Below are 10,889 nucleotides of genomic sequence, written 5' to 3' on the forward strand. Positions count from 1 at the left end.
GGGCACATGAGCGTCACAGCACCACTGGGCTTCCGGGCCTCCGGCATAGCAGCGGGCATCAAGGACAACGGCAACCGAGACCTGGCACTGGTCGTCAACGACGGACCCTCGCGCGCCGCCGCCGCGGTGTTCACCGCCAACCGCGTGAAGGCGGCCCCGGTGCTGTGGAGCGAGCAGGTCGTCTCCGGCGGCCGGGTGCACGCGGTCGTCCTCAACTCCGGCGGCGCCAACGCCTGCACCGGATCCCCCGGCTTCCAGGACACCCACGCCACCGCCGAGAAGGTCGCCGCCGTCCTGGGGGACTCCGCCGGCGAGGTCGCGGTGTGCTCCACCGGCCTGATCGGCATCCGCCTGCCGATGGACGAACTGCTGTCCGGAGTGGAGACGGCCGCGGCCGAGCTCACCCGCGACGGCGGCATGGCCGCCGCCGACGCCATCCGCACCACCGACTCCGTCGCCAAGATCGCCTTCCGCCGCGGCGAGGGCGGCTACATGATCGGCGGCATGGCCAAGGGCGCGGGCATGCTCGCCCCCTCCCTGGCGACCATGCTGGTGGTGCTGACCACCGACGCCGACCTGCCCGCCGAGGCGCTCGACCGGTCGCTGCGCGCCGCGACCGCGCAGTCGTTCGACCGGCTCGACGCCGACGGCTGCATGTCCACCAACGACACCGTCCTGCTCATGGCCAGCGGCGCCACCGGCACCGTTCCCGGCGAGGAGGCCTTCACCGCCCTGCTCACCGAGGTCTGCCTCGACCTGACCCGCCAGCTCCTGGTGGACGCCGAAGGCGCCTCCAAGGCGATCGCGATCGAGGTCGTCGGCGCCGACAGCGTCGCCGACGCCGTCACCGTCGGCAAGTCCATCGCCCGCAACAACCTGCTCAAGTGCGCCATCACCGGCGAGGACCCCAACTGGGGCAGGGTCCTGTCGGCGGTCGGCACCACCGACGCGGTGTTCGAGCCCGACCGGCTCAACGTGGCGATCAACGGCGTCTGGGTGTGCCGCGGCGGCTCGGTCGGCGAGGACCGCTCCAAGGTCGACCTGCGGCCCCGCGACGTGTCCATCACCGTGGACCTGTCGGCGGGCAGGCACTCCGCGACGGTCTGGACGACCGACCTGACCGTGGAGTACGTCCGGGAGAACTCGGAGTACAGCTCGTGAACCGGCGCAGCGCGATGGACAAGGCGGCGGTGCTCATCGAGGCGCTGCCCTGGCTCGAGCGGTTCCACGACGCGATCGTCGTGGTCAAGTACGGCGGCAACGCCATGACCGAGGACACGCTGCGCGAGTCCTTCGCCAACGACATCGTCTTCCTGCGGCTGGCCGGGCTGCGCCCGGTGGTCGTGCACGGCGGCGGGCCGCAGATCAACGCGGCGCTGGAGCGGTTCGGCATCGAGTCGCACTTCACCGCGGGGCTGCGGGTCACCACGCCCGAGGCGATGGACGTGGTGCGCATGGTGCTCACCGGGCAGGTCAACCGCGAGGTCGTCGGGCTGCTCAACGCCCACGGCCCGTACGCGGTCGGCATGTCGGGCGAGGACGCCCACCTGTTCACCGCGCAGAAGCTGCACGCGATCGTGGACGGCGAGCCGGTCGACATCGGCCAGGTCGGCGAGATCGTCAAGGTCGACGCCGGAGCGGTGCAGAGCCTGATCTCCGACGGGCGCATCCCGGTGATCTCGAGCGTGGCCCGCGGTGAGAACGGCGAGATCTACAACGTCAACGCCGACACCGCGGCCGCCGCGCTCGCCTCGGAGCTGGGCGCCGCCAAGCTGATCGTCCTCACCGACGTGGAGGGCCTGTACGCCGACTGGCCCGACAGCGACGAGGTGATCCACCAGCTGACCGCGGCCGAGCTGGAGGAGCTCATGCCGACGCTCTCGTCGGGCATGGTGCCCAAGATGGGCGCCTGCCTGCACGCGGTCAGCAACGGCGTGCCGCAGGCGCACGTGCTGGACGGGCGGGTGCCGCACTCGCTGCTGCTGGAGGTCTTCACGGACGAAGGGATCGGGACGATGGTGGTGCCGTCATGAGCTGGCAGGACGACTTCAAGACGGCCTTCATGCCCAACCGGCCCCTGCCGCCGCTGATGCTCTCCCACGGCCGGGGCAGCACCGTCTGGGACGTGGACGGCAACGCCTACCTCGACATGTTCGCCGGGATCGCGGTCTCGGCCCTCGGCCACGCCCACCCGGCGCTGGTGGAGGCGGTGAGCGGGCAGATGGCCAAGATCGCGCACGTGTCCCCGCTGCTGACCACCGGGCCCGAGGTGCGGCTGGCCACGCGGCTGCTGGAGCTGCTGGACCTGCCCGGCAAGGTCTACTTCTGCAACTCCGGCACCGAGGCCAACGAGGCCGCCTTCAAGATGGTCCGCAAGCACGCGGGCGCCGGCAAGTACCTGGTGGCCACCGAGAACGGCTTCCACGGCCGGACGATGGGCGCGCTGGCCCTCACCGGCAAGAAGGCCATCCGCGAGCCCTTCGAGCCCTACGGCGCGGACGTGCGCTTCGTGCCCTACGGCGACGCCGGGGCCCTGCGGGAGGCCGTGACGGACGGCTGCGCCGCGGTCTTCCTGGAGCCCGCCCAGGGCGAGGCGGGCGTCGTGCCCGCCCCCGACGGCTACCTGAGCGCCGCCCGCGAGATCTGCGACGCCACCGGCGCGCTGCTCGTCCTGGACGAGATCCAGAGCGGCGTCGGCCGGACCGGCACCTGGTTCGCCCACCAGCACGAGGGCGTGCGGCCCGACATCATCACCCTGGCCAAGGGCCTGGGCGGCGGCGTCCCGATCGGCGCGTGCGTCGGCATCGGCGCGGCCGCCGACCTCTTCGCCCTCGGCGACCACGGCTGCACCTTCGGCGGCAACCCCCTGTCGGCGTCCGCGGCCCTGGCCGTCCTGGACACCATCGAGCGCGACGGGCTGATGGCGCACGCCGTCAAGATCGGCGAGCAGTTGTCAGCCGGCGTCGAGGCGCTGGACCACCGGCTGCTCGCCGGCGTGCGCGGCCGCGGCCTGTGGCTGGCGATCGTGCTGGCCGAGCCGGTCTCCGCCGCCTTCCGCGACGCCGCGCAGCGGGCCGGGTTCCTGGTCAACAACGTCCAGCCCGACGCGATCCGGCTCGCCCCCGCCCTGACCATGACCTCCGAGGAGGCCCAGCGCTTCCTCGACGCCCTGCCCGCGATCCTCGACGAGGTGGCCCCATGACCCGCCATTTCCTGCGCGACGACGACCTGACCACGGCCGAGCAGGCCGAGGTGCTGGCCCTGGCCGCCCGGATGAAGGCCGACCGCTACGGCGCCAAGCCGCTGGCGGGCCCGAAGTCGGTGGCGGTGCTCTTCGACAAGCACTCCACCCGCACCCGGGTGTCGTTCACCGCGGGGATCGCCGAGCTCGGCGGCAACCCGCTGGTGCTCGACGCCGGGTCCAGCCAGCTCGGCCGCGGCGAGAGCATCGCCGACACCGCCCGGGTGCTGGAGCGGGTCTGCGCGGCGATCGTCTGGCGCACCTTCGGCCAGGAGCGCATCGAGGAGATGGCCCGCAACTCCTCGGTCCCGGTGGTCAACGCGCTCACCGACGAGTTCCACCCCTGCCAGATCCTCGCCGATCTCCAGACGATCCAGGAGGCGAAGGGTAAACTGGACGGGGTCACGCTCGCCTACTTCGGCGACGGGGCCAACAACATGGCGCACTCCTACCTGCTCGGCGGCACGACCGCCGGGATGCACGTGCGGATCGCCGCTCCCGAGGGGCACCTGCCGGACCGCGGCGTGTGGCACCGGGCCGAGGAGATCGCCAAGACCACCGGCGGCTCGGTCGAGGTGACGACCGACGCCCGGCAGGCGGCCGCGGGCGCGGACGTCCTGGCCACCGACACCTGGGTCTCGATGGGTCAGGAGGGCGTGGACCCCTCGGTCTACGTCCCGTACGCCCTCACCGAGGACCTGGTGGCGCTGGCCAAGCCGGACGTCTCCGTCCTGCACTGCCTGCCCGCCTACCGGGACAAGGAGATCGCCGCCTCCGTGCTGGACGGCCCGCACAGCCTGGTGTGGGACGAGGCGGAGAACCGGCTGCACGCCCAGAAGGCACTGCTCACCTGGCTGCTGGAGAGATAAGAGAACCGTGACGACCCCGATGACCAAGGCCGCCCGGCAGGCGCGGGTGCTGGAACTGCTGTCCCGGCACAACGTGCACTCGCAGGGCGAACTGGCCCGCCTGCTGCGGCAGGAGGGCATGGAGGTCACCCAGGCGACGCTGTCGCGCGATCTGGTGGAGATCGGGGCGGTCCGCCTGCGGGCCGACGACGGCAGCCTGATCTACGCGGTGCCCGGGGAGGGCGGCGAACGGATCAAGCTGGCCCGCACCGGCAGCACCGAGACCTTCGACTCCCGGCTGGCGCGGCTGGCCCAGGAGCTGCTGGTCTCGGCCGAGGCGTCCGCCAACCTGGTGATCGTGCGCACGCCCGCCGGCGCCGCGCAGTACCTCGCCTCGGCCATCGACCACGCCGAGTGGCCGCAGATCCTCGGCACCGTCGCGGGAGACGACTCCATCCTGGTCATCTCCCGCGACCCGCTCGGCGGGGAGGAGCTCGCGGCGCGGCTGCTGCGGCTCACCGAGCGACGAAGTCAGGGGTCCCCGGGCCCCGAGACCCACCCCTTGACCTGATCTACTCCGAGAACGAGAAAAGGACGAAGACATATGACTGAGCGCGTCGTACTGGCGTACTCCGGGGGCCTGGACACTTCGGTCGCCATCCCCTTCCTGGCCGAGAAGATGGGCGCCGAGGTCATCGCCGTGGCCCTGGACTGCGGTCAGGGCGGCGAGGACATGGAGCAGATCCGCCAGCGGGCACTGGACTGCGGTGCGGTCGAGTCCGTCGTCGAGGACGCCAAGGAGGAGTTCGCCCGGGACTTCTGCTTCCCGGCGATCCGGGCCAACGCCCTCTACATGGACCGCTACCCGCTGGTCTCGGCGCTGTCCCGGCCGCTGATCGTCAAGCACCTCGCCGCCGCCGCGGCCCGGTTCAACGGCACCTACGTCGCGCACGGCTGCACCGGCAAGGGCAACGACCAGGTCCGGTTCGAGGCCGGCCTCATGGCGCTCAACCCCGACCTCAAGTGCGTCGCCCCGGCCCGCGACTACGCCTGGACCCGCGACAAGGCCATCGCCTTCGCCCAGGAGAAGGGCCTGCCGATCGAGGTCTCGGAGAAGAACCCGTACTCCATCGACCAGAACCTGTGGGGCCGCGCCGTGGAGACCGGCTTCCTGGAGGACATCTGGAACGCGCCGATCGAGGACCTCTACGCCTACACCGCCGACCCGGCGACCCCGCGTGAGGCCGACGAGCTGATCATCACCTTCGAGAACGGCGTGCCCACCGCGATCGACGGCCGCCCGCTCACCCCGTTCCAGATCATCGACGAGCTCAACAAGCGGGCGGGCGCCCAGGGCGTCGGCCGGCTCGACATGGTCGAGGACCGCCTCGTGGGCATCAAGTCCCGCGAGGTCTACGAGGCGCCGGCCGCCATCGCGCTGCTCGCCGCCCACCAGGAGCTGGAGAACGTCACCGTCGAGCGCGACCTCGCCCGGTTCAAGCGCTCGGTCGACCAGCGCTGGGGCGAGCTCGTCTACGACGGCCTGTGGTTCTCCCCGCTGAAGACGGCGCTGGAGTCCTTCATCGCCGAGGCGCAGCAGCACGTGAACGGCGACGTGCGGCTGACCCTGCACGGCGGGCGCGCCGTGGTGACCGGCCGGCGCAGCGGCTCCTCGCTGTACGACTACGATCTGGCGACGTACGACACCGGCGACACCTTCGACCAGAGCCTGGCCAAGGGCTTCGTCGACCTGTGGAGCCTGCCGAGCAAGATCGCTTCGGTGCGGGACCGCCGTACCGGCGCCTGAGATTCTCGGCGCGGCCCCGGGGCGCCGCCCCGGGGCGGTACAACTGTTTTCGACGCGGGCCGCACGGTCCGCTGCCACTGACTTATCGGAGATTGGGATCACTGTGAGCAAGGCACCGACCCGGTTGTGGGGCGGACGGTTCGAAGGCGGGCCGTCGGACGCGCTGGCACGCCTGTCCGTGAGCGTCCAGTTCGACTGGCGGCTCGCGCCGTACGACCTGATGGGGTCGCGCGCCCACGCCCGCGTGCTCAACCGCGCGGGCCTGCTGGACGACGACGAGCTCACCCGCATGCTGGGGGCCATCGACGACCTGGAGCAGGCCTGCGCGTCCGGCGAGTTCCGGCCCACCGTGGCCGACGAGGACGTGCACACCGCGCTGGAGCGCGGCCTGCTGGAGCGCCTGGGCTCCCTGGGCGGCAAGCTGCGCGCCGGCCGCTCCCGCAACGACCAGGTCGCCACCGACCTGCGCCTGTACCTGCGCGACCACGTCCGCCGGATCGTCTCCCGGCTGGTGGAGCTGCAGACCTCCCTGATCGGCCAGGCCGAGGCCAACATGGGCGTCGCCTGCCCCGGCATGACCCACCTGCAGCACGCCCAGCCCGTGCTCTTCTCCCACCAGCTGCTCGCGCACGTCCACGCGATCAGCCGCGACATCGAGCGCTTCCAGGACTGGGACAAGCGCGCCGCGATCTCCCCGCTGGGCTCGGGCGCCCTGGCCGGCTCCTCCCTGCCGCTGGACCCGCAGGCCGTCGCCGAGGAGCTCGGCTTCACCGCCGCCGCGGCCAACTCCATGGACGCCGTCAGCGACCGCGACTTCGTCGCCGAGTTCCTCTTCGCCGCCGCGCTGGCGGGCGTGCACCTCTCGCGCATCGGCGAGGAGGTCTGCCTGTGGGCCTCCCAGGAGTTCCGCTGGATCGAGATGGACGACACCTACGCCACCGGGTCGTCGATCATGCCGCAGAAGAAGAACCCCGATGTGGCCGAGCTGGCCCGCGGCAAGGCCGGCCGGATCATCGGCTCCCTGGTGGGCCTGCTCACCACCCTCAAGGGCCTGCCGTTGACCTACAACCGCGACCTCCAGGAGGACAAGGAGGGCGCCTTCGACGCCGTCGAGACCCTCCTGCTGGTGCTGCCCGCGATGTCCGGCCTGATCGCCACCATGCGCGTCAACACCGAGCGCCTGGAGGAGCTGGCGCCCCAGGGCTTCGCCCTCGCCACCGACCTGGCCGAACTGCTGGTCCGCCGCGGCGTGGTCTTCCGCGACGCCCACGAGGTCGTCGGCCACCTGGTCGTGTGGTGCCAGGTCAACGACAAGGACTTCGGCGACCTCACCGACGCCGAGCTCGCCAAGGTCTCCCCGCACCTCACCCCGGACGTCCGCGAGGTCCTCAACGTCCCCGGCGCCATCGCCTCCCGCAAGGCCTACGGCGGCACCGCCCCCGAACGCGTCCAGGAGCAGATCGAGAACCTGCGCGCCTCCGCCGACGCCGCGGCCTCCTGGGCCTCGGAGTCCTGACCACCCCCGTGCGGGCCGGATCCCCAGGATCCGGCCCGCACGCATTCCCCTCGGCCACCGGGAGACCGCCCGTGCAACCCTCCCCCCGCATCACCCATGTCTCATGGGGCTGGATCGACGTCGAGGGTCTCGGCTCCGGCAAGGACTGGAAGCTCTTTCCCGGCGGAGGCCGCACCTGGGACTGGGACGAGCACGGCACCAGGCACGAGCCGGGCGTCCGCGCCGGGGAGGTCCGCGAGCTCCTGGACCACGGCGCCACCGTCGTGGTACTGAGCCGGGGCATGGACCTGCGCCTGCAGACGATGCCCGAGACCCTCCGGCTCCTGGAGGAGTCCGGCGTCGAAGTCCACCTCGCCGAAACGAGGCAGGCCGTCTCCCTGTACAACGCGCTCGCGGAGATCCATCCGGTCGCGGGCCTGTTCCACTCCACCTGCTGATCACGGTGTGCGGGCGGTGACGTCCACGGCCGGGATCGCGGCCCGTTTCGGGAGGCCGTTTGTCAGGGCTTCCCTGACGTCCTACTCTCTTGTCAGGTGGAGCCTGACGGATGGAGGGCGTGGTGGAGACACTGGACGCGTTGGAGGAACCCGCGCGGTGCTCGTTCTGCGACCGGGAGGAGTCCCGGGTGCGCAAGCTGGTCTCCGGGCCGGGAGTGCGGATCTGCGACCAGTGCGTCGACCTGGCGGGCAAGATCGTCGACGAGTACCGGGGGGAGCCCGCGCCGCCCCGCTTTCCGGGCTGGGAGACGCTGACGGACGAGCAGATGCTCGACCGGATCCCGCGGATCTCGGCGGTCGTCGACCAGGTCGAGGCCGAGCTGCGGCTGTGGGTGCGGGAACTGCGCCGGCGCGGGGTGACCTGGGCGCGGATCGGCGCGGCCCTGGGCACCACCCGCCAGTCGGCCTGGGAACGGTTCTCCGGGGAGGAATGAGAAGTGACCGAGAGCACGACGCGCACGCCCCTGGACCGGGGGTTCTTCGACCGGCCCGTGCCGGAGGTCGCGACCGGCCTGCTCGGACGGGTGCTGAGCCGTACCACGCCGGAGGGGACGGTGGCCGTCCGGCTGACCGAGGTGGAGGCCTACGCGGGCGAACTCGATCCGGCCTCCCACTGCTACCGGGGCAGGACGGCGCGGAACGCGGTCATGTTCGGCGAGCCGGGCCACGCCTACGTGTACTTCACGTACGGGATGCACTTCTGCGTGAACCTCGTCTGCGGTCCCGACGGCACCGCCTCGGCGGTCCTGCTGCGCGCCGGACAGATCATCGAGGGGGTCGAGCTGGCCCGCGCCCGGCGGAACGGCTCCCCCGACCGCGACCTCGCCCGCGGCCCCGCGCGGCTGTGCCAGGCCCTGGGGATCGCCCGTGAGCTCAACGGCGCGGACGTCTGCGTCCCCGGCGAGTTGATGATCTACGAGGGCGCCCCGGTTCCCGGCGAACTCGTCCGCAGCGGCCCGCGCACCGGTGTCTCGTCGGCGCACGACACGCCGTGGCGCTTCTGGGTGGAAGGCGACCCGAGCGTCTCCCCCTACCGCAGGCACATCCCCCGGAACCGGCGCAAGCCCCCGGCTCCCGGGGTCTGACGCACGCCTCCGGGCAGGCGCTCCGGTCCGGCCGGGATTATCGATTACCGCTGGAAGCGTCACTTGAGGCAACCTTGGGGCGTCATCCGTTTTCGAGAAGTGGGACGACCGTGACCGACATCGTGGACGAACTGCAGTGGCGTGGCCTGCTGGCCCAGACCACCGACGAGGAGACGCTGCGCGCGGCCCTCTCGGCGGGGCCCGTCACGTATTACTGCGGGTTCGACCCGACGGCGCCCAGCCTCCACGTCGGCAACCTCGTCCAGCTGCTGACCATGCGGCGCATCCAGGACGCCGGGCACAGGCCCCTGGCGCTGGTGGGCGGCGCGACCGGCCTGATCGGCGACCCGAGCGGGCGTTCCAGCGAACGCCAGCTCAACTCCACCGAGGTCGTCGCCGGCTGGGTCGAGCGCATCCGGGCGCAGGTGTCGCGCTTCCTGTCCGCCGAGGGCGAGAACGCCGTCCAGATCGTCAACAACCTCGACTGGACCGGCCCCATGTCGGTGATCGACTTCCTGCGGGACGTCGGCAAGCACTTCCCGGTCAACAAGATGCTCGCCCGCGAGGTCGTGGCGTCCCGGCTGGAGAGCGGGCTGTCGTACACGGAGTTCTCCTACCAGCTCCTGCAGAGCATGGACTTCCTGGAGCTGCACCGCCGCCACGGCTGCGTCCTGCAGAGCGGCGGCAGCGACCAGTGGGGCAACCTCACCGCGGGCGCCGACCTCATCCGCAGGGTCACCGGAAACCATGTGCACGCCATCTCGACGCCGCTGCTCACCAAGCCCGACGGCACCAAGTACGGCAAGACCGCCGGCGGGGCGATCTGGCTCGACCCCGAGCTGACGTCCCCGTACGCGTTCTTCCAGTACTGGGTGAACGTCGAGGACGGCGAGATCGGCAAGCTCCTGCGCACCTTCAGCTTCCGGAGCCGCGAGGAGATCGAGGATCTGGAGAAGCGGTCGGCGGACAGCCCCGCCGCGCGCATCGGCCAGCGTGCCCTCGCCACGGAGCTGACGACCCTCGTCCACGGCGCGGACGAGACGGAGAAGGTGATCGCGGCCTCGGCCGCGCTGTTCGGGCAGGGCGGACTCGACTCCCTCGACGAACGCACCCTCGCCGCGGCCCTGGCCGAGGCGCCGCAGGGCACCGTCCCTGCCGGGGAACTGCCGCCCGTGGTGGACCTCCTGGTGGAGGTCGGACTGTGCAAGAGCAAGTCCGAGGCGCGCAGGACGATCGCCCAGGGCGGCGCCTACCTCAACAACACCAAGGTGGAGGCCGAGGACGCCGCCCCCGCCGCCGGCGACCTGCTGCACGGCCGCTTCCTCGTGCTGCGCCGCGGCAAGCGCAACCTCGGAAGCATCGTCGTCGGCTGACGAACCGCTGCTGAGCTGCGAAAAGTCCCCTTCGGAGGGTTCTCCGAAGGGGACTTTTCGTATGGAGAGCAAAAAATCGGGAGATCCAGGTCACAAAAGGTTTGGTGCGGGTGAAGAGGGGCATCAATCCCCGTACAGAGAGACCGCCTGAACACGGGGTTCGCGCTCCAGAAGCGCTGATTTGACGTTGCCTCCCGGCGGTCGTAATGTTCTACCTACCCCACGGGGGAGCGGGACGCGGAAGCGGCCGGCCCCGGGGAACCCCCACCGGCTCGGCAGAGTCAATCGGATTCGGTGCGAAGCACTGAATCGGAACTGCTAAGTTAGAGGGGTCGCAGAGAGGGAAACGCCAAAAGGCGCGAAACGAACTGTAGAATCCAATCAAAAGGGAATTGTCCCGGAAGAGCGGATTTGACAGGCAGAAAGAGCCTGATAAGTTAAACGAGTTGCTCCGGAGGAAGCCCGCGAGGGTGGACGAAAGAGCGAGTCCGTTTCTTGAGAACTCAACAGCGTGCTAAAAGT

At 71.0% G+C, this 10,889-nt stretch carries 11 protein-coding genes; all 11 read left to right on the top strand.

The window, feature by feature from the left end:
• The first annotated feature begins 6 nt into the window (after positions 1 to 6).
• Entirely contained in the window at positions 7 to 1,161 is a 1,155-nt protein-coding gene (gene argJ / locus C2865_RS13100) for a bifunctional glutamate N-acetyltransferase/amino-acid acetyltransferase ArgJ (RefSeq protein ID WP_106398601.1), read from the top strand.
• Between the two features lie 14 nt (positions 1,162 to 1,175).
• Positions 1,176 to 2,033 (top strand): acetylglutamate kinase, encoded by an 858-nt coding sequence (argB, locus tag C2865_RS13105; protein WP_106398749.1) that lies wholly within the window; start codon positions 1,176 to 1,178, stop codon positions 2,031 to 2,033.
• On the top strand, positions 2,030 to 3,202 hold the full coding sequence (locus C2865_RS13110) for an acetylornithine transaminase (RefSeq protein ID WP_106398602.1): 1,173 nt from the start codon (positions 2,030 to 2,032) through the stop codon (positions 3,200 to 3,202). The genes argB and C2865_RS13110 overlap by 4 nt, the downstream gene beginning before the upstream one ends.
• Positions 3,199 to 4,110, top strand: coding sequence for an ornithine carbamoyltransferase (gene argF / locus C2865_RS13115; protein WP_106398603.1), 912 nt, complete (start codon positions 3,199 to 3,201; stop codon positions 4,108 to 4,110). The genes C2865_RS13110 and argF overlap by 4 nt, the downstream gene beginning before the upstream one ends.
• Positions 4,111 to 4,117: 7 nt before the next feature.
• Complete coding sequence (locus C2865_RS13120) at positions 4,118 to 4,660, top strand: arginine repressor (RefSeq protein ID WP_106398604.1); 543 nt, start codon at positions 4,118 to 4,120, stop codon at positions 4,658 to 4,660.
• Positions 4,661 to 4,693: 33 nt separating this feature from the next.
• Entirely contained in the window at positions 4,694 to 5,896 is a 1,203-nt protein-coding gene (locus C2865_RS13125; protein WP_106398605.1) for an argininosuccinate synthase, read from the top strand.
• Positions 5,897 to 5,999: 103 nt separating this feature from the next.
• A complete protein-coding gene (gene argH / locus C2865_RS13130) occupies positions 6,000 to 7,412 on the top strand; it encodes an argininosuccinate lyase (RefSeq protein ID WP_106398606.1) in 1,413 nt (470 codons plus the stop codon).
• A gap of 71 nt (positions 7,413 to 7,483) precedes the next feature.
• A complete protein-coding gene (locus tag C2865_RS13135; protein ID WP_106398607.1) occupies positions 7,484 to 7,849 on the top strand; it encodes an Mth938-like domain-containing protein in 366 nt (121 codons plus the stop codon).
• A 122-nt stretch (positions 7,850 to 7,971) separates the two neighbouring features.
• On the top strand, positions 7,972 to 8,343 hold the full coding sequence (locus tag C2865_RS13140) for a ClpX C4-type zinc finger protein (RefSeq protein WP_232835561.1): 372 nt from the start codon (positions 7,972 to 7,974) through the stop codon (positions 8,341 to 8,343).
• Positions 8,344 to 8,346: 3 nt separating this feature from the next.
• The gene (locus C2865_RS13145) at positions 8,347 to 8,994 is read left to right on the top strand and encodes a DNA-3-methyladenine glycosylase (RefSeq protein ID WP_106398609.1); all 648 of its coding nucleotides are present in this window, start codon (positions 8,347 to 8,349) and stop codon (positions 8,992 to 8,994) included.
• Positions 8,995 to 9,104: 110 nt separating this feature from the next.
• Positions 9,105 to 10,367, top strand: coding sequence for a tyrosine--tRNA ligase (gene tyrS, locus C2865_RS13150; protein ID WP_106398610.1), 1,263 nt, complete (start codon positions 9,105 to 9,107; stop codon positions 10,365 to 10,367).
• The last annotated feature ends 522 nt before the right edge of the window (positions 10,368 to 10,889 follow it).

Source organism: Actinocorallia populi, assembly GCF_002995495.1.
GTDB classification, from domain to species: domain Bacteria; phylum Actinomycetota; class Actinomycetes; order Streptosporangiales; family Streptosporangiaceae; genus Actinocorallia; species Actinocorallia populi.

Bases quoted from the DNA above. Each gene is read 5' to 3' on its own strand.
- C2865_RS13125 (WP_106398605.1), top strand. From the start codon at position 4,694: ATGACTGAGCGCGTCGTACTGGCGTACTCCGGGGGCCTGGACACTTCG.
- argB (WP_106398749.1), top strand. From the start codon at position 1,176: ATGGACAAGGCGGCGGTGCTCATCGAGGCGCTGCCCTGGCTCGAGCGG.
- argJ (WP_106398601.1), top strand. From the start codon at position 7: ATGAGCGTCACAGCACCACTGGGCTTCCGGGCCTCCGGCATAGCAGCG.
- argF (WP_106398603.1), top strand. From the start codon at position 3,199: ATGACCCGCCATTTCCTGCGCGACGACGACCTGACCACGGCCGAGCAG.
- C2865_RS13110 (WP_106398602.1), top strand. From the start codon at position 2,030: ATGAGCTGGCAGGACGACTTCAAGACGGCCTTCATGCCCAACCGGCCC.